Origin of the sequence: Clostridium tanneri (genome assembly GCF_033659955.1) — a bacterium.
Classification (GTDB): Bacteria; Bacillota; Clostridia; order Clostridiales; family Clostridiaceae; genus Clostridium_AM; species Clostridium_AM tanneri.
In genome coordinates, this window is record NZ_JARUJP010000024.1 from 1 (window position 1) to 20,171 (window position 20,171).

Here is a 20,171-nt window from a genome sequence, read left to right on the forward strand (position 1 = left end):
TCATCTGGTGGTTATGACGTGAAGGCTACACTCGTTCCCATTCCGAACACGATGGTTAAGCTTCATAGTGCCGATGGTACTGCTCGGGAGACTGAGTGGAAGAGTAGGTCGCTGCCAGGTAAGTAAAAAATCGCTAAGCAATTTAGTTGCTTAGCGATTTTTATTTTTTGCATTGATTCAATAAAAATAATCCATTAATATTTTACTAACATTTTTTATAAGGCTATATATATTAAAGGTATAGGCGTATAATTCATATATAGACATAGAAAAGAGTCTATAGGTGGAATATTAAATAATAAAAATAATTTAGGGAGGAATTAAATTATGAAATTTTGCTGGAGTACATTAATGGTTAAAAATTTAGAGGAATCTCTAAGGTTTTACAGGGACATAGTTGGACTAAATGTGGACAGAAGATTCAATGCAGGCCCAGGAATAGAAATTGTATTTTTAGGGGATGGTGAAACAAAGATTGAACTTATATGCAATGAGGCTTTGAAAGATGTAAACTATGGACACGATATTTCTCTTGGCTTTGAAGTGAATTCAGTAGATGAAATGATGGCTTATATTAAAGAAAAAGGCATGGACATTTATGGTGGACCCTTCCAGCCAAATCCACATACTAGGTTTTTCTATGTATTAGACCCAAATGGATTAAAAATTCAATTTGTAGAAAATATTTAACAATAAAGCTCACTTTTTTCGCTGTGCTCTGTGGCATTAGCAAGTAAGGTGAGCTTATTAGTAAATATAAAATTAACTTATAAAGAGGGATGTGAAATTATTGAATTCAAGAATAAGGTCTGTAGATGTACTTAGAGGATTTGCAGTAGCTATGATGGTTTTATGCAATAATCCTGGAAATACAGATAGAAATTATATTCAATTAAGGCATATGCCTTGGGGAGGATTAACCTTTGCTGATTTTGCTTTTCCGTTTTTTATAATAGTAATGGGAATTACTATTCCAGTTGTAATAGAAAAGAGATTAGCATTAAAGGTAGGAATGGCAGCTATAATTTCAAAGGTTTTTATAAGAAGTATAATATTAATACTCTTAGGATTATTTTTAAATGGATTTCCAATTTTTGATTTTCATTCTATGAGAATACCTAGCGTTTTAGCAAGACTGGGAATAGTATATTTATTTGCATCTATAGTATTTCTAATTGTTAAAAAGAGCTTTAAGGATGATAGATATGTTATAGGTTCATTAATAATAATTTCTTTTATAATAATTTTAGGATACTACTTTTTCATAAAGCCTTATGGATTCAATATTGAAGGAAATTTAGAACAAAAAATAGATTCCTATTATTTAAGTGGGCATCTAGCTTATATAACTTGGGATCCAGAGGGAATAATTAGTACTATACCGTCAATAGCCACAGGATTATTAGGCTGCATAATGGGATGTTTGTTAAACTATAAAAATATAAATGACTACTATAAAGTAGCAGGTATGATAGCTTTATCCATAGTGGGATTTATAGGAGCTTCATTATTTAGTAGGGTTATTCCGTATAATAAAATGATATGGACCAGTTCCTTTGTACTTATAACTGGGGCTGTGGCAGCTTTAAGTTTAGCCTTGTTGTATTTGGTTTGTGATATTTATAAGAAAGAAGGCTTATTAAAGCCATTTATATTTTTAGGAAGTAGTCCAATTTTTGTTTACCTAGTTTCTGAACTTATAAGGAAAACTATTTGGAGAATTCCTATCTACGATGCTCAATTCAAGGAACCCTTACTTTTTTGCAGATGGGTAACATTAAGGTTTGTGACTCCTTGGGCAGGCCAGTGGTTAGATTCCTTATATTTTTCAATTTTATATGTTATGCTTTGGATGTGGATTTCAAGTAAGTTATATGCTAAAGATAAGATTATAAAGATATAACTTGTTATAAATACGTAATAGTTAATCTAGTAGAAAGAAGAGAGTGTGAAAAAATGGACATTAATGAAATTAAAAAAGTACTTAAGGAAAAGTCAGTAGACCCATTACTAATAGTAGCAGCAAATAAGGGGTACAAATGGGTTGTAGATAATAATTTTAATGAAGAAGATGCTTCTAGCTTCGAACAATACATATTGAATAGCACTACAGCTGAGGAACTTAAAGAACTTAGAAACAAAAGAAAATCTTTAAAGGATTTTATTATGTGGAAATATATAAAGCATCTAGAGCTATCAGAAAATAATTAATTTAAAAATGCTTAAAATTAATTAAACCAAGAATCTGGCGGGGTTGAAACCCTACTGGATTCTTGGTTTAATTTCATAAGCTTCATTAATGAGGTATACTAAATACTTCTGCAGGCTTTGTCTTTTGAATATTTAATAAAGCCATCTTCCATATTTAATTCTAGGGCCCCAGTTTCATTTAAATATTCCACATAGGATCGTAACATTCTTTCTACTACCGCATATTTATATATGCTTTTTACTGGAATATTAAAGTTTTTAATAACGGCCTTCATAATATCCTGCATTGTCATGGTACCATCTATAATGTCATATATTCTTGCAGCTCTGTTTTTATAAAAATGTATGTTATCAGCTATAAGTTTTGTAATATCATTGTACATACCTTTATGTGCTACTATATATTTACTGCATTTTAAATTGTAAAGTTTTTCTTTACTTTTTAAATCCTCCTGTAATATATAAGCATAAGGCATTTTAGCACCCTCCATTACTTCATAACTTATGAGGGCATCTCCTAAATAGGCAACATCATCAGGGGTAATAATGCATATATGTGCAGGACTATGACCTGGTGTATGAATAATTTTAAATTTAATACCACACACATATATTTTATCATGATCGTCTGAAATCATAATGTCTGTTTCACAAACCATATGTCCAAAATGCTTTGTAACATCAGATAAGGTTTGACTACAATAATAAACCTTTAAGTTTACTGTGGAGCTGCAGAAGAGAGCCTCATAGGCTGACATAGCAATAATACAGTTATACTTTCTCTTCAAATATGCAGCATTTCCTATATGATCTATGTGTGCATGGCTGCATACTATAGCAGACACTTTAAAATTATTGGTATCTAAAAGCTTATCGATTTGCTCTCTTTCTCCCTGCGCCCATCCTGAATCCAACATAATAATTTCTTCATCATTAATCTTATAAAAAGGTATGTAGGTCATTCCAGTATCAATGCAAAATGTATTTCCTTTTACTTGTATTATCTTCATTAAGTTTCCTCCTCGGGGCAATAAATTCTGCTGCATTTATTTCTAATTTAACTATACAGGAAGCTCTTTCACAGCAATATAAATTTAAAACTATTTAGTTTGAAATTTACCCAAGACATAGCTTACAGTGAAACGAATTTAATGTCAAATTATAAGCTGCTTTTTTAAAATTTTACTTTCAGGGGAAGACTTTGTTTATAAGGGTATAAACATTTAAATAGAATAGAAAAGTATCTGATTTTTTCTATTATGCTATCTCATAACTAAATTTTAATTATTATTTAACATATATCGTATATTACATATTGCACAATCATACGATATAGTATATACTATATCGTATATAATACATAATATATAATAAATATACATCAAAATGTTTATATAGAGGGGCGTGCGATTTAATGGAAAATAAAAAATACGTATATCTTTTTAATGAAGGAAATGCAAAGATGAAGAATTTACTTGGGGGAAAAGGAGCTAATCTTGCTGAGATGATGAATCTAGGCATACCTGTTCCAGAAGGCTTCACATTGTCTACAGAAGCTTGCACAAAATACTATGAGGATGATAAGCAGTTATCTGAAGAGGTTGTAGGTCAAATTTATAGTGCATTAGCTAGCATTGAAGAAACCACTGGAAAAAAGTTTGGTAGCGTAAATAATCCACTACTTGTTTCAGTAAGGTCAGGAGCAAGAGTTTCAATGCCGGGAATGATGGATACAATATTAAACTTAGGTTTAAATGATGAAACAGTAGAAGGTTTAAGCGGACTAACCAATAATGAAAGATTCGCTTATGATTCATATAGAAGATTTATTCAAATGTTTTCTGATGTTGTTATGGGAATTGAGAAGAGAAAATTTGAAGACATTCTTGATGAAGTAAAGGATGCAAAGGGAATAAAATTTGATACAGATTTAACTTCATCAGACTTAAAAGAAGTTGTTAAGAAATATAAAGCTTTATATATAAAAGAAATGGGAAAAGATTTTCCGCAGGACCCAAAAGAGCAGTTATTAGAAGCTGTAACAGCTGTATTTAGATCTTGGGACAATCCAAGAGCAGTAGTTTACAGAAGATTAAATGACATTCCAAGGGAATGGGGAACAGCAGTTAACGTTCAATCAATGGTATTTGGCAATATGGGAGAAACATCTGGAACAGGAGTTGCATTTACTAGAAATCCTGCTACAGGAGAAAAGCTTATATTTGGTGAGTATTTAATAAATGCTCAAGGAGAAGATGTTGTTGCTGGTATAAGAACTCCGCTTCCAATATCAAGACTAGAAGAAGACTTACCAGAGTGCTATAAACAGTTTATGGAAATAGCAGAAAGATTAGAAAAACACTATAAAGATATGCAAGACATGGAGTTTACTATTGAACAAGGAAAGTTATATTTTCTTCAAACAAGAAATGGTAAGAGAACTTCTCAGGCTGCATTAAAGATTGCTGTTGATTTAGTAGAAGAAGGTCTTATTACAAAAGAAGAAGCAATATTAAAGGTTGATGCTAAACAATTAGACTCACTTTTGCACCCAAACTTTGATTCTAAGGAATTAGAAAATACAGAAATTATAGCAAAAGGTCTTCCAGCTTCACCTGGTGCTGCTTGTGGTAAGGTTTATTTTACAGCAGAAACAGCAAAAGAACACCATGAAAAAGGTGAAAAGGTAGTATTAGTAAGAATTGAAACATCTCCAGAGGACATAGAAGGAATGGTAGCAGCGGAAGGTATACTTACTGCAAGAGGAGGAATGACTTCCCATGCTGCAGTTGTTGCTAGAGGAATGGGTACTTGTTGTGTAGCTGGATGTGGTGACTTAAAAATAGATGAAGAAGCTAAGACTTTTGAATTAGGCGGAAAGGTATATCATGAAGGAGATTATATATCTCTAGACGGTAGTACAGGAAACATATACGGACAAGCTATAAAAACTATCGAGAATGAAATAGGTGGACATTTTGGAACACTTATGGCTTGGGCTGATGGAATAAGAAAATTAAAGGTTAGAACTAATGCAGATACAGCTAGAGATGCTGAGCAGGCTATTAAGTTCGGAGCTGAAGGTATAGGACTTTGTAGAACTGAACATATGTTTTTTGATGAAGAGAGAATACCAGCAGTTAGAGAAATGATAGTTTCAAAAACTGAAGAGCAAAGAAGAAAGGCATTAGATAAATTACTTCCAATGCAGAGAGAAGATTTTATTAAAATCTATGAAGCTATGGAAGATAGACCAGTAAATATAAGATTATTAGACCCACCACTACATGAGTTTTTACCACAACTTGATGAAGATATAAGAGATTTAGCTAAAGAAATGGGATTAAGTTTCGAAGATTTAAAACAAACTGTTGAATCCTTACATGAATTTAACCCAATGATGGGACACAGAGGATGTCGTCTTCCAGTATCCTATCCAGAAATGGCTGAAATGCAAACTAGAGCTATTATAGAAGCTGCTATAGATGTTAAGAAAAGAAAAGGCTATAAGATAGTTCCAGAAATAATGATACCACTAGTTGGAGAAGTAAAAGAGTTAAAGTATGTTAAGGATATAGTTGTTAGAACTGCTAACGAAGTAATTACTAAAGAAGGAATAGATTTAAGATATTTGGTAGGTACTATGATAGAAATACCAAGAGCAGCTCTTACTGCTGATGAAATAGCCGAGGAAGCTGAATTCTTCTCCTTTGGAACAAATGACCTAACTCAAATGACCTTTGGTTTTTCAAGAGATGATGCTGGTAAGTTCTTAAAGGATTATTATGAGAAAAAGATATATGAATTCGATCCGTTCCAAAAGTTGGATCAAAGAGGAGTAGGAAAGCTTGTTAAGATGGCAGCAGAGCTTGGAAAAAAGACAAGACCTGATATTCATCTTGGAATATGTGGAGAACATGGAGGAGATCCATCCTCTGTTGAATTTTGTCATGCTGTTGGATTAAATTATGTATCCTGTTCACCATTTAGAGTACCAGCAGCAAGACTTGCAGCAGCTCAAGCTGAAGTTAAAAATCCGAGACCAATGGTAGAGGCAAAATAGAATATAGAAAAAGTTAGGAGAAAACACATTCTACTTTCAGTTAAATTGTTTTTAGTACGGCATTGCAATAATCTGAATTAAATGATAATATAAGGTAGAATGTGTTACATAAAATATTTTGGAGGGGATATATATGAATAAACCAGTTTTATCAGCTCATTTTGAGTCAAGAACACCATCAGACGTTAGATTAGCACAAATGAAATATGCAGAGCGTGAAGTTAAACCTGAAGCTGTAATTAATGTAGGTATTGGAAACGTTTCACTTCCAACAAATCCTGCTATGCAAAAAAGAATGTTTGCGCTAAATGCACCTGAAAGCCCATTTGCAAAGGGCGTTGTAAGATATACAGGAACTGCTGGTACTGAAGAGTGTCAGAATGCATTTAAAAATATTCTTGCTTGCGAAGGCTTTGATACTAGCAAATTACTAGTTCAAATAACAGACGGTGGATCAACAGGTATGGAATTGTTGCTACTTGGCGTTTGTGGACCTGCAGGCACTGATGAGAAACCTCTTATGATGATAGACCCAGCATACACAAACTATATTTCTTTCGCAGAAAGATTAGGACGTAAAACTGTTACAGTAAAACGTAGTTTAAGTGAAGAAGGTAAGTTTAGTCTTCCAAAACTTGACGAAATTGAAGAAACTATTAAAAATCACAATCCTGGAGCGCTTCTTGTTATACCTTATGACAATCCTACAGGACAGCTTTATGACTATGAAACACTTAAAGGACTTGCTGCACTATGTGTAAAATACAACATGTGGATGGTAAGTGATGAGGCTTATCGTGAACTATACTATACAGGCGATAACAGCTTAGTAAGTATTTGGGGACTTAGCGATGCAGATGTACCTGGTATAGAAGGAAGAAGAATAAGCATCGAGACAACATCAAAGGTATGGAATGCATGCGGTTTAAGAATCGGTGCTGTAATTACTGACAATCCAGAATACTATGATCGTTCAATAGCTGAATATACTGCAAACCTTTGCGCTAACGCAATTGGCCAGTATATATTTGGAGCACTAGCACACGAAAGTAAGGAAAGCATCGCTGGATGGTGCAAGAGCATTCGTGAGTACTATAAAGACGTTATATTCAAAGTATACAATGGTCTAAAGGAGCAGGAACCAGGATTAATCGTTTCCAGCCCAGATGCATCTATATACTCAGTAATTGACGTTAGAAACGTTGTAAAACCAGGATTTGATGCAATTGACTTTGTTCTTTACTGCGCACAAAAAGGATCTGTTAACTACAATGGAGTTGAAACAACTCTTCTAGTAGCACCTTTAAAAGGATTCTATGATATTCCAGCAGGCGAGAATAATCCAGGAAACACTCAGTTCCGTATTGCATTCGTAGAAACTCCTGAGAACATGATGAAGGTTCCTGAGTTATTTGTTAAACTTTTAAGACAATACGAAGCAAGCCGCTAGATATAATATCTATCAAAAGAGATGTATTACTTAACATTCAAAAATTAAATAAATCACTTTTAGTATCAATGGGTAAATAAAACGTTCCGTAGTATGGAATTAGTGATTATTTTTGAATAATTAAGGTACAAGCTTTCTTTAAAAATCTACGAAAGTAGATGAAAACCTAAAAATATGTTAAGCAAGTAAAGGTATAAACTATGTAAGCGCTAGACAAATGTCTAGCGCTTACATGTGCCATAGTCAGCTGCACATATTGAGAATTTTATAGAGATATTTATAGGAGACTTGAGCTATTGCTTCAGTCTCTTTTTGTATTGTTAACTATTTTTAATTTTTTAGGTAAAAATTTTCAAATCCTATTCAAAATATTCTGAAAATGGTGTATAATATTATTAAGTAATAAGATTTACCTAGAGTTTATAAATAGCTGATTCTAATTTTTTTACCAAGCAATGATAACGTTTTCTAAAGAATTTTTGTTAGTATACTGAGAATCTATTAGTTATTTATAAATTCATCTAAAATTAATTATGGAGGTGTAGATAAATGGAAGATTTCACATCTCAGAAAGAAATTATTAAAGAAGATAACGTTTTGCCAGAAAACAAGTCAGATATTATACTTTTAGTTATCGCCGCAGTTACTATGATAGGCATATTAATGTTTTTATTCAAATAGAGATTTATTTCTTTGAGATTGTTTAAAATGTAGTACCTTTAGACGTACTATATTTTGAACAATCTTTTTATATTTGCAATTACTATAACACATATATGTATTTATAATTTATTTAAAATTATGATAACCATTGATTTCTATTTCATACTATATTATAATATCAAATAGTTAAAGAAGTTAACTATTTGTTGGATTAATTATTTATTAGATTAATTATTAGTTAGGAGGGCAAAAATGAAAATAACTGAAATATCAGTAAAAAGGCCAGCTGCAATGTGGATGGTAGTAGTTCTACTAGTTGCACTAGGTATTATAGGCTATAAAAGTATGGGAGCAAACTTATTACCTAGTATGGACATAGCTTCCATATCAGTAATGACTACATATAATGGTGCCAGTGCTGAAGATATTAAAAAGGATGTAGTAGAACCTATTGAAGATGCAGTTTCAGGAATAAGTGGTCTAGACAAAGTTAATTCCACTGCAAAAGAAGGATATGGTACTGTTACAATAAACTTTAAAATGGGAGTTAACCTAAATACTGCATACTTAGATGTTCAAAAAGCTGTTGAAAATGCTAGTAGAAGACTTCCTGCAAATGCAGATAAGCCTACTATATTTAAAATGGACACTAATGCTATTCCAGTTTTAGGAATTGCACTAAGTGGAGATATCAGCTATGATGAACTTTATAATGAGTCCGATATACTAAAAGATAAGCTAGAAAAGATACCTGGAGTAGGAAGTGTTAGCTTATTAGGATCTGAAAAAAAAGAATTAATAATAAAACTTGATAAAACTGCTATGGAGTACTATGGCATAGGTGTCAATACTGTAGTTGGTAAATTAAACTCAGTTAATGCAAACGTACCTGCTGGAGAAATCAAACAGGACAAGATGAACCAATCTGTTAGAGTTATTGGTCAGTTTAAGAACATAGATGACGTGAAAAATATGTTAGTGCCTACTACTGGCGGTGGAACTATACGTTTAGGGGATATTGCAGAAATAAATTTAGAAGTTCCAGAAGCTGAGTCCTTAACAAGATTTAGCGGTAGAAAAACTATGGCTATAATTGTTTCAAAACAAAGTGATGCCAATGTGGTAAAAGTAGCAGATAGTATAAAAAAAGAATTAGAAACAATTAAAAAAACTTTCCCAAGTGGTGTTAAAGCAGAGGTTGCCTTTGATACTACAACATTCATTACTAGTTCATTAAAGCAAGTACAGCATAACCTTCTAGAGGGAATTGCAACTACAGCCGTTGTTCTTTATTTATTCTTCCGTAGTTTCCGATCCTCTTTAGTAGTTTTAATTTCTATACCTACATCACTTATAGCTACATTTTTTATGATGTACAAGCTTAATTTTTCATTGAATATGATGTCTTTAATGGGGCTTTCACTAGTTGTAGGTACACTTGTAGATGACTCAATAGTTGTAATAGAAAGTATACAAAGACACTTAGGACTAGGTAAGGACCCTAAAACTGCAGCTATTCAAGGTCGTGATGAAGTGGGGATGGCTGCTGTAGCAATAAGTCTTTGTGACGTAGTTGTATTTGCGCCTATAGCATTTATGTCTGGTATGATAGGGCAAATGTTTAAAGAATTTGGATTAACAATAGTTGTAGCTACAATGTTCTCGCTATTAGTATCATTTACAGTTACTCCAATGCTTTCATCCCGCGTACTAAAAAGAGATAAAGGTGAGGAAAATGGTAAGTTTTTCACTAAGTTAATAAAAAAATACAGAGAAATTCTTATATGGTCTCTAGAACATAGATGGAAGGTTTTGACTCCTGTTCTTATCGCTGTTGTATTTAGTATTTCTCTTATTCCAATGGGGGTAATAAAAACTGAGCTTACACCTGTATCGGATCAAAGCAGCTTTACTATTGATGTTGCTCTTTCACCAGGATCAACCTTACAGCAAACAAATGACAAAATTACACAGATAGAAAAACATTTAAGTGGAATAAAAGAAGTAAAGAATTACTTTACAATGATAGGACAAAGCGGAATGGGAAATGGTGATAAGGCTAGCGGTCAGGTCATGGTTACTTTAGTTCCTAAGAATGAACGTAAAAAAACTCAGAGTGAACTTGCAGCTGAGGTTCGTGATTTTGGAAAAAATATTCCTGGTATAGACTTTAACGTAACAGAATCACAATCTGCTGGAGGAAGCAGTAAGCCTATTTCAATTAGTATAAAAGGAAAAGATAGGGATACTTTAGCGGATTTATCAAATGAAGTTGAAAAAATTGTAAAAAAGGTCCCAGGAGTTATAGATGTAAGTAATTCCTCCAATACAAAAAGCAGTGAGTTAAAGGTAAACATTGACAGTCTTGCTGCAGCACAGTATGGTATTTCTACATTGGATGTAGGTACTTCTGTAAGAACTGCTTTAGCAGGTACTTCAGCAGGGATATATAGAGCTAATAATGAACAGAACGACATAACAGTTAAGTTTATGGATAATCAGATAAAAAATGCAGAGGACATTAAATCTATAAAAATCGGAAATTCACTTGGACAACAAATATCCTTAAGCCAAGTTGCCACAGTTGTAAAAGAAGATAGTCAGCCATCTTTATCCAGAGAGGATAAGCAGGATGTTATCACTATTTCAGCTAACTTACAAGGCAAAACTCTCGGAGAAGCTTCTAAGGCGATACAAACTGCTTTAAAACCAGTGTCTATGCCTCAAGGATATAGTATAAACTTTGGTGGAAATCAAGAAGATATGGCAGAATCCTTTAGATCTTTAATACTAGCTTTAGCAGCTTCATTAGCACTTGTTTATATGATACTAGTAGTGCTATATGAATCATTCCTTACACCGGCTATCAGAATGGTAGCATTACCTTGTGCTATTATAGGAGCGCTTGGATTACTGGCCTTAACTGGACAGACTTTAAGTATAATGTCAGCAATTGGTTTTATAATGTTAGAGGGATTAGCATCTAAAAATGGTACACTGCTAATAGACTATGCAAATACGCTTATGAAAAAAGGTATGAGTTTAAAAGATGCTCTTATAGAATCAGGAACCACTAGATTAAGACCTATAATAATGACAAGTGCAACAATGATAGTTTCAATGCTTCCTATTGCCCTTGCTATAGGTGAAGGAAGTGAAATGAAAAAAGGTATGGCGATAGTAATAATTGGAGGTATGGTTATGTCAACAGTACTTTCCCCTATAGTAGTGCCAATAGTCTATACTTTAATGGATGATTTAAAAAATGCTATATTTGGACGAAAAAAGAGAAGTGTAAAGGGGGTTCAACAGTATGAAGTTTAAGGGTTTAAATAAAAAGAGTTTAATAATAGCTTTAGGTGTAGTTGTTGTTATTGCCGGTGGTGTTTCTATCTTTAACAGAGATAAAAAAGCAGATGAAAAGCAAGATATTAGAACTGTAAAAGTACAAAAGGTAGCTTTTGGTTCTATAAGTACTGAAGTAGAGTATGCAGGTAAGTTAAATCCTGTACAGGAAGTAACGGTTTTTCCTAAAACAGGAGGTAAGGTTGTTAGCTTAAATGTAGATATTGGTGATAAAGTTACAGCGGGGCAAGTACTATTTGCTTTAGATACAGCGGAACTTCAGGCACAGCTTCAAGCACAACAAGCAACTTTAGCTGCAGCACAAGCTAATTTAGCTAAAGCCAGTGATTCCGGCATTCAACAACAGGTAACAGCTTTACAACAATCTGTTGACAAACTTCAATTATCTTATAATGATGCTAAAAATAATTATGAAAAAATGCAAAAATTATATGATACAGGAGCTATATCTAAACAAGAATTGGATAATTCAAAGTTAAGATACGACAATGCAGATGTAGATTTAAAGGCTTCTCAAGCTAATTTAAATCTTTTACTAGAAAAGATAGCTCCTCAAACTACTGCAGCTGCAGCTGCACAAGTAGATCAAGCACAGGCGGGAATTAATTCTGTGCAAGTGCAGTTAAATAATGGTACTATTACTGCACCGATTTCTGGAGTAGTGTCTGCTAAAGATGTTAAAGTAGGACAGCTTGCTAGTGGTCAATCAGGTTCCGTTACTATAATTGATTCAAGTAGTTTTATTGTAGATATAAGCGTACCGGATAAGGCTATTGGAAAAATCCAGGCTGGACAATCAGTTCCAGTAGTTATAAGTGCATTGGACAATAAGGAAGTGACAGGAGTAATAGATAAGATTTCTCCAAACTCTAGCTCCAAGGACAATTCTTATACTGTTAAGGTAAAAATTGATAACTCAAATGGTGAGTTAAAAGCAGGTATGTTTGTTAAAGTATCATTACCTTCTGAAAGTAAAGATAATATTTTAGTTGTTCCAAATGAAGCAATTAAAATGGAAAATAACGTAAATTATCTTTATACAGTTAGTAATGGAGCTGTTAAAAAAATATCCATTGATGCAGGTATTTCTAATGACAAGACTACAGAAGTAAAAGGAAATATAAAAGAAGGTATGGATATAATTACAGAAGGACAGAACCTGTTGAATAATGGAGAAAAAGTCAAAATGGCTAAATAAAATTTAAGTTTATGCTTACTGGTATAAGAGAACTAAATCTATTAAAGTAATACAACAGATTTAGATACAATTTAGAATTAAAAAGGTATTTTATATATTAAAAAGAGTATATAAAATACCTTTTTATAAATAATAATACCTAAGTTAAGTATTTGGAAATAAAAAGTAGATTTTTATATACTAAAGATAAATATATGTAACTATTCAGTAAATTGAAAAAGGAAATATAGTTGAATTTTGTAGAGACTGATTAGTATAAGGGGGGAGATTGGTAGTGGCTAAAGATACTTTAGACACATTAGTAGAAAATTTATTTGAACTTGGTCCTATATTACATAAAAAGTTATTGAAGCCTAATAAATGCTCTAATGATATGATGCTTCCAGTAAATCAAATGATGGTTTTATCAACACTTTATGATGAGGGGAGTTTACCTATTTCAGAAATAGGTAAGAAATTATACATATCAAAACCACAGATGACCAGTATAATAGATAAACTTATAAAAGAAGATCTTGTAGAGAGAATACATGACAAAGAGGATAGAAGAGTAATAAACATTAACATTACTGAAAAAGGGAAAAACTATGCAAATGATATTTTAAAGTTGTTAAGAGAAGAAATGAGAAAAAGGTTATCTGCTTTGTCTGAAGAGAATTTAAAAAGTGTAGCAGATTCAATGGAAAATGTAATAAGTATATTAAGAGGTATAAACTAGGATGTAATTACTTTTTTGGCGGAAATAAAATGGGAGCAATAAATATATATTACTACTATAATAGTTATGCAAAGATATTTTAATAAGTATTGATAACCACCTTTCACAAAAGAAAGGTGGTTTTTTATAACCTTCCCATTTTAGCTATCTCTATGCAAAATAATTATTTATAAAATTCAGTTTAAAGTGCACTATTTGTAATTATTGGGTAGGATTGCAATTCTATAAGTTGTATAATAATAGTATAAATATTCTCTTGGAAATCAGGTGATATTATGAAAAACATATTAGTTATAGGGCTAGGAGCAGTAGGAACTGCTTATGCAAGTAGACTGCATGATATGAATGCTAAATGTTTAAAGGTAATAGCTAGTGAAGAAAGGGCTAAAAGATACAGAGAACAGGGGTTTATAATTAACGGAAAAGAATATGAATTCAATTACCTGACTCCTAAAGATCAGTTTAATGCTGCAGACTTAATTATTGTGTCTGTAAAGACTCATCAGTTGAGTAATGCAATAAAAGATATGAAAAGATATGTAGGAAGGGATACTATTATTCTTTCTCTTTTAAATGGCATTTCTAGTGAGGAAATTTTAGGTGATGAGTTCGGAATGGACAAGATTTTATATGGGTTGTGTATTGGGATTGATGCGGTACGGGAAGGGAATAAGAGTTACTTCTCCAGTACTGGTAAGGTAAAATTCGGGGAGAAGAAAAACACAGTTTACTCATCAAAAGTTATAGCAGTAAAGGAACTTTTTGAAAAAGCTAATATTCCTTACGACATACCAGAGAATATGTTCCGTGAACTCTGGTGGAAGTTTATGGTTAATGTTGGAATAAATCAGGCTTCTGCAATATTAAGAGCCCATTATAATGTTTTTCAAAGTACTGCTGAAGCAAAAGAGCTTATGGAGTCTGCAATGTGGGAGGTAATTAAGTTATCAGAAAAAGTTGGTGTCAATTTAAATGAGAAGGATATTTTAAAGTGGTATGAGGTCCTATACTCTTTAGACCCTAGCAGCAGAACATCTATGCTTGAAGATATTGAGTGCGGCAGAAAAACAGAAGTGGAGACCTTTGGGGGAGAGGTATGTAGGTTAGGAAGAGAGTATAAAATAGACACCCCTGTTAACCAAGTTATGTATAATATTATAAAGGTTATAGAAAGAGGAGTCTAAGATTTCATCTGCCCAAAGGTAAGGTTCACATTAAGCTGTTTATTAGTTTATATAATTTAATTTAGAACAATTTGTTTATTTAGATAGGAGGTAGTCTCTATGAAAAGAGGAGTATCTTTATTTGAATGGATTTTTTGTTTACTTTGTTATGGGGTTATAATATCTTTTTTTGCTCTTAACTTTCTAGGCACTAGAGCATTTACCATATGTTTGATTATCGTAGGAATTGCTGCAGAAACAATATTTACTTATGTTACGGTTTTTAGCTGGAGAGAGATGCCAATAGGTAGTATGTATAATCCTACTGGATTTATTGAAGTTCATGTAGAAAATATTTGTGAGGGCAGCAGAAAAAAGTTTATGGAAATCTGTCTAGATGTTTTACTGTACGCTATGATATACAGAAAAAATATAATGCTAGACACATGGCTGATCAGAGAAGGGCATATTAAAGAAATATTTGGTGATGCTGCTAAGTTGTATAAGCCTAGCATAATACAAAGAGTTGTAAATTTTATATTAGAAAAAAAATATAGTAAAAAAAATAAGAGAAAAGCCTTTCGCTGTATAATCTATGTAGATAGGTTAACAGATGGGGAAAGTGAAGTAGTAATGGAAAAGCTTAGAATGTTGAAGAGCAAACTAAGACAAATAGATTTATAATCCTTAGGGAGATTGTTTAAAATACTGCTTAAGTTTATATATAGATAAAAGCAGCTGCCTTTTGCATATAGCTATTTATTCAATCTCCCCTGAGAGCTTTTTTTAAGCAGGCATTTTATTCTTCTTTAATATAAAAGTGAAATTGATGTTAATACACCCTAAAAAGCATTTTTTCTACTATCTTCCTTAAATCTTCTCTACCTTCAGTCTCAGGAAGCTGTTTAATTAAGTTTAACGATCTAATAGTATATTTTTCAGCAAGTTCTCTGGTTTTATCTAGACCCTTAGAACTTCTTAGAAGATCTACAGCCTGGGAATATTCACCTTCTTCAAGATATTTCTTCAGTAAATCATTTTCCTTATTTAGCTCATACAAAACTGGCAGAGTATATATTCCTTCCCTTATGTCATTTCCACAGGGTTTTCCCAAAATTTCTTCAGAAGAGGTTATATCAAGTATATCATCTATTAATTGAAAGGCCATTCCAGTAAGGTAGCCTATCTTTTTTAATCTTTCTACTATATCCATACTCACTTTCCCTTCGTAAGCTCCAATCCATAGACTAAGAGAAAAAAGAGAAGCACATTTTCCATTAACTCTTTTTAAATAATCCTTTATAGAGGAGTTAAAGGAATAGGTGGAAAAAAATTGGTCTATTTCTCCTGTGCAAATAAACTTGATAGTTTCAGATACTTTTATTATGCTCTCAGAAGAACAATTTTTTGAGAATAAGATATAAGCTTGAGAAAATAAATAATCTCCTAAAAATAGCCCTGCCTTCACACCATATTTACTATGTATAGTTATTCTCCCACGCCTAAGTTTGGATTCATCTACTATGTCATCGTGAACTAAGGTAGCTAGGTGTAGCAGTTCTACAGCAGCAGATATTTCAAGAATCCGCTTTCTGTCAATTCTTCCAAAGCTTCCTCCTATTAAGGTGAATAGCCCTCTGACTAGCTTCCCTTCCCCTGGTGCTAGGTCATTTATAAGGGGCTTTAACTTTATATCCTCTATACTGTTTCTTAAGATTTCTTTAAGTTCTAATGAATTTTCATTAATACTACTAATATAATCTTTTTCCTTTAACATACTCGTCCTCTTTTCCATGTTGAATTTTACAAATGTAATAATTAAAAGAATGTTCATACTTATATGCAGTTAACTTTAATATATATTTACCTGTAACTAGTTTATTTTCTTTTTTATAGACATAGACCATAATTTTATGGAGGGATTAGAATGGTTAGACAGATTCTAAAAGAAGTGAGACCTGCGACACTAGTTGTAACGCTGTTATCAACTACCTTGGGAATAGCAGCAGCATATAGAGAAGGTTATATTGGCAGCAGCATTTTATGGGATAGTTGGAGAATATTTTTAGTAATTATAGCTGGGTTTTTGCTTCAAGGCGGAACTAATTTAATAAATAACTTTTTTGAGGAAGAAAAAGATGGGAACATAGAAAAAACAGGAGATAATTTTCTATCCTATACCAAAAAAGAGGAGAAGGTTGCAGCCTTTAAAGTTGGTATAGTATTTTTTATAATTACTGCTGTCATTGGACTATATCTAAGCTATTACTCTGGTTGGCAGCTTCTTGTTATTGAAATCACAGGAATTTTTTCAGCCTATGCCTATGCAGGGGAACCCTTTAGTTATAAGAAGCTAGGTTTAGGAACAGTGATGTCCTTTTTAATGATGGGACCTCTTATGGTATATGCCAGCTATTTTATTTTTACATCACAATTTTCAATTACACCTATACTGTATTCCTGTGCCTTAGGATTATTTATACCAGCGATTTTGCTAGCAAATGAACTTAGAGATTACGAAGAGGATAAAAGTAGGGGAGTAGGCACTCTTACTGTTCGTATAGGCTTTAAAAGGGGAAAAATACTGTACCTTTCTTTAATATGTTTTGCTTATATAAACACATTCCTGTTAACTATTGTTAAGATTTTGCCTTGGTATTCGGTGGTGATTTTATCAACGATACCTTTATTAAAAGAAATAAGAAAGCATATGTATAGTAATAGAAGGCTTCTTATACCTACAACTGCAAAGCTATATCTTATATTTGGATTACAATTTTTAATTAGCTTAGTTATATAAAAGCAGATTTTATACAGCCATAGAATACTAAAGGGAATTTAAAAATTCTTTTAGCAAAAAGTAGTCAATTATTTAACGATACTGCATAGAATAATTAATAGGAATTGTTATTTAATAATTATTTAGGAGGATATTTCATGGGAGAGGTTTTGACCTTAGCAAGATGGCAGTTTGCTATAACAACTATTTATCACTTCTTTTTTGTACCTTTAACAATAGGTTTATCCTTTTTAATTGCAGTAATGGAATCACTATATGTAAAAACAGGCGATGAAAAATACAAGCACATGGTTAAGTTTTGGGGTAAGTTGTTTCTTATAAATTTTGCTATGGGAGTTGTCACAGGATTGGTTCAAGAATTTCAATTTGGAATGAACTGGTCTAATTACTCCAGATATGTAGGAGATATTTTCGGAGTACCTTTGGCAATAGAAGCATTACTGGCATTCTTTTTAGAATCAACTTTTCTGGGAATATGGATTTTTGGATGGGAAAAGGTTTCTAAAAGGATACACCTTCTTTCTATTTGGATTGTTTCCTTTGCCACTGCTCTTTCTGCCTTTTGGATTTTAACCGCTAACTCCTTTATGCATGAACCTGTTGGCTATGTAGTTAAAAATGGAAGAGCAGAAATGACTAGTTTTATGGAAATTATACAAAACCCTCATCTTTGGGTCCAGTTTCCTCACACAATCTTTGCTTCTTTAGCTACAGCATCCTTTTTTATACTAGGTATTAGTGCTTATCATGTATTAAAGAAAAATAACAATGCCTGGGTTAAATCTTCGCTGAAGATAGGAATTATAGCTTCCTTGATTTCAACAATTTTTGTAGCAGGTATGGGGGACATTCAGGGAAAATACTTAGTTAAGCATCTGCCAATGAAAATGGCAGCAGCAGAAGCGTTATGGGAATCTAAGGATCCTGCACCGCTAGCAGTAGTGGCGGTAATTGATGAAAAAAATAAGAAAAATTCCTTTGAAATAGCTGTGCCTAAGTTATTGAGTTTTATGAGCTATAACAGTTTTTCAGGAAAGGTAGAAGGAATAAATGACATACAGACAAGATATGAAAAAGAATACGGACCAGGGAACTATATTCCACCAGTGACTATATCCTTTTATAGCTTTAGGCTAATGGTAGGTGCTGGTATGGTTATGCTTATACTTTCAGTGGCAGCCTTGTACTGCTATTTTAAAAAGAAAATATTTGAAAGTACTAAATTACTTAAGCTGTTAATGTTTGCAATTGCTCTGCCTTATATCGCCAATACCACTGGCTGGATTTTAACAGAGATTAGTCGTACTCCTTGGATTGTCTTTGGATTATTAAAGCTAGAGGAGGCAGTGTCACCTACAGTATCTGCATCCTATGTTTTAACCTCCTTAATATCCTTTGCTGTGGTATATTCGGTTTTAATACTTGTAGATATATTCCTAATGGTGAAGTTTGCAAAGAAATCCCCTGTGAAAAAGGGACCTGTAAATTACGAGATAAAAGGAAATAAGGGGGGCTCATTATGGATTTAGCAGTAGTATGGTTTTTACTAGTTTCCATTCTCTTTATAGGCTTTTTCTTTCTAGAAGGCTTTGACTTTGGTGTAGGAATACTGTTACCATTCCTTGGTAAAGGCGACAGAGAAAGAAGAATTATTATTAACAGCATAGGGCCTTTTTGGGATGGTAATGAAGTTTGGCTCATAACTGCTGGAGGAGCAATTTTCGCAGCTTTTCCAATCTGGTATTCCACCATGTTCAGCGGTTTCTATCTTGCACTTTTACTAGTTCTTTTGGCTCTTATACTTAGGGGAGTTGCCTTTGAGTTTAGAGGGAAGCATGAAAGCAAAATGTGGAGAGGCACCTGGGATAAAATAATATGTGGAAGCAGCTTTCTTTTAGCTACACTTTGGGGAGTAGCATTAGCAAACCTTATTAAAGGTGTTCCTATAGATAAAAGTATGAATTATGTAGGAGGTTTTTTTGATTTAATATCCCTTTATACTTTGACGGCAGGTGTGACAACACTTTTAGTATTTATCTTTCATGGCGCAGTCTTTCTATCTTTAAAAACTACAGGAGATATAGAAAAAAGAGCCTTAAAAACTGCTAGTACCTTTGGAATAGGTGGAGCAGTTGCAGGTTTATTACTGATACTGGAAAGTTTCCTAGAAACAGATATTTTTAAAAGCAGCTCTGCATTAGCTGCTGCTATAGCTGCCTTTCTTCTTTTGCTGTTATCCTATTTTTTTATCAAAAGAGGGAAGTCGTGGATTGCAATGATAAGTAATGGACTTTCCATTGCACTGGGGATAGGATCACTGTTCCTAGGATTATTCCCAAGAGTTATGGTTTCTAGCATAAAGCCAGAATACAGCTTAACTATATTTAATGCAGCTTCAAGTGCAAATACTCTTTCTCTTATGACAAAGGTTGCATTGATTTTTATTCCTTTTATACTGGCCTATCAAATCTGGACCTACTGGATATTTAGAAAAAGAGTTAGTGATGAGGATTTAGAGTACTAGATAAAAACAATATAG

16 protein-coding genes and 1 rRNA gene are annotated in these 20,171 nt (G+C 32.9%); 15 read left to right on the top strand and 2 right to left on the bottom strand.

What is annotated here, in order from left to right; all coding sequences use genetic code 11:
- The first annotated feature begins 3 nt into the window (after positions 1-3).
- The 4 genes from rrf to P8V03_RS15745 all read left to right on the top strand — a co-directional run bounded on the left by rrf (position 4) and on the right by P8V03_RS15745 (position 2,211).
- Positions 4-120: ribosomal RNA gene (gene rrf, locus P8V03_RS15730) — 5S ribosomal RNA — on the top strand.
- 207 nt (positions 121-327) lie between these two features.
- Positions 328-690, top strand: a complete 363-nt coding sequence (locus tag P8V03_RS15735; RefSeq protein WP_318798913.1) for a VOC family protein — start codon at positions 328-330, stop codon at positions 688-690.
- A 100-nt stretch (positions 691-790) separates the two neighbouring features.
- Complete coding sequence (locus tag P8V03_RS15740; protein ID WP_318798914.1) at positions 791-1,903, top strand: acyltransferase family protein; 1,113 nt, start codon at positions 791-793, stop codon at positions 1,901-1,903.
- A 53-nt stretch (positions 1,904-1,956) separates the two neighbouring features.
- A complete protein-coding gene (locus tag P8V03_RS15745; RefSeq protein ID WP_261669649.1) occupies positions 1,957-2,211 on the top strand; it encodes a hypothetical protein in 255 nt (84 codons plus the stop codon).
- A gap of 98 nt (positions 2,212-2,309) precedes the next feature.
- Here P8V03_RS15745 and P8V03_RS15750 read toward each other — a convergent pair whose 3' ends face one another.
- Complete coding sequence (locus tag P8V03_RS15750) at positions 2,310-3,221, bottom strand: MBL fold metallo-hydrolase (protein WP_318798915.1); 912 nt, start codon at positions 3,219-3,221, stop codon at positions 2,310-2,312.
- Between the two features lie 404 nt (positions 3,222-3,625).
- On the opposite strand from P8V03_RS15750, the gene ppdK reads away from it, so the two are divergent.
- The 8 genes from ppdK to P8V03_RS15790 all read left to right on the top strand — a co-directional run bounded on the left by ppdK (position 3,626) and on the right by P8V03_RS15790 (position 15,516).
- The gene (ppdK, locus tag P8V03_RS15755; RefSeq protein ID WP_318798916.1) at positions 3,626-6,274 is read left to right on the top strand and encodes a pyruvate, phosphate dikinase; all 2,649 of its coding nucleotides are present in this window, start codon (positions 3,626-3,628) and stop codon (positions 6,272-6,274) included.
- A gap of 133 nt (positions 6,275-6,407) precedes the next feature.
- Positions 6,408-7,724 carry a pyridoxal phosphate-dependent aminotransferase gene (locus P8V03_RS15760; RefSeq protein ID WP_261669696.1) on the top strand — a complete coding sequence of 439 codons (1,317 nt, stop codon included), beginning with the start codon at positions 6,408-6,410 and terminating at the stop codon, positions 7,722-7,724.
- Positions 7,725-8,273: 549 nt separating this feature from the next.
- Complete coding sequence (locus P8V03_RS15765) at positions 8,274-8,405, top strand: hypothetical protein (protein ID WP_261669697.1); 132 nt, start codon at positions 8,274-8,276, stop codon at positions 8,403-8,405.
- 234 nt (positions 8,406-8,639) lie between these two features.
- Positions 8,640-11,711: an efflux RND transporter permease subunit gene (locus P8V03_RS15770; RefSeq protein WP_261669698.1), complete on the top strand. Its 3,072-nt coding sequence runs from the start codon at positions 8,640-8,642 to the stop codon at positions 11,709-11,711.
- On the top strand, positions 11,701-12,951 hold the full coding sequence (locus tag P8V03_RS15775) for an efflux RND transporter periplasmic adaptor subunit (RefSeq protein WP_261669699.1): 1,251 nt from the start codon (positions 11,701-11,703) through the stop codon (positions 12,949-12,951). The genes P8V03_RS15770 and P8V03_RS15775 overlap by 11 nt, the downstream gene beginning before the upstream one ends.
- Positions 12,952-13,225: 274 nt before the next feature.
- On the top strand, positions 13,226-13,669 hold the full coding sequence (locus P8V03_RS15780) for a MarR family winged helix-turn-helix transcriptional regulator (protein ID WP_261669700.1): 444 nt from the start codon (positions 13,226-13,228) through the stop codon (positions 13,667-13,669).
- Between the two features lie 275 nt (positions 13,670-13,944).
- A complete protein-coding gene (locus P8V03_RS15785; protein WP_318798917.1) occupies positions 13,945-14,853 on the top strand; it encodes a ketopantoate reductase family protein in 909 nt (302 codons plus the stop codon).
- A gap of 99 nt (positions 14,854-14,952) precedes the next feature.
- The gene (locus tag P8V03_RS15790; protein ID WP_318798918.1) at positions 14,953-15,516 is read left to right on the top strand and encodes a hypothetical protein; all 564 of its coding nucleotides are present in this window, start codon (positions 14,953-14,955) and stop codon (positions 15,514-15,516) included.
- A gap of 148 nt (positions 15,517-15,664) precedes the next feature.
- Here P8V03_RS15790 and P8V03_RS15795 read toward each other — a convergent pair whose 3' ends face one another.
- Positions 15,665-16,609, bottom strand: coding sequence for a polyprenyl synthetase family protein (locus P8V03_RS15795; protein ID WP_318798919.1), 945 nt, complete (start codon positions 16,607-16,609; stop codon positions 15,665-15,667).
- Between the two features lie 150 nt (positions 16,610-16,759).
- On the opposite strand from P8V03_RS15795, the gene P8V03_RS15800 reads away from it, so the two are divergent.
- From P8V03_RS15800 to cydB, 3 genes are all read left to right on the top strand, one after another.
- Entirely contained in the window at positions 16,760-17,632 is an 873-nt protein-coding gene (locus tag P8V03_RS15800) for a prenyltransferase (RefSeq protein WP_318798920.1), read from the top strand.
- Between the two features lie 137 nt (positions 17,633-17,769).
- Positions 17,770-19,161, top strand: coding sequence for a cytochrome ubiquinol oxidase subunit I (locus tag P8V03_RS15805; RefSeq protein ID WP_261669706.1), 1,392 nt, complete (start codon positions 17,770-17,772; stop codon positions 19,159-19,161).
- Positions 19,152-20,156, top strand: coding sequence for a cytochrome d ubiquinol oxidase subunit II (cydB, locus tag P8V03_RS15810; protein ID WP_318798921.1), 1,005 nt, complete (start codon positions 19,152-19,154; stop codon positions 20,154-20,156). The genes P8V03_RS15805 and cydB overlap by 10 nt, the downstream gene beginning before the upstream one ends.
- Positions 20,157-20,171: the final 15 nt, after the last annotated feature.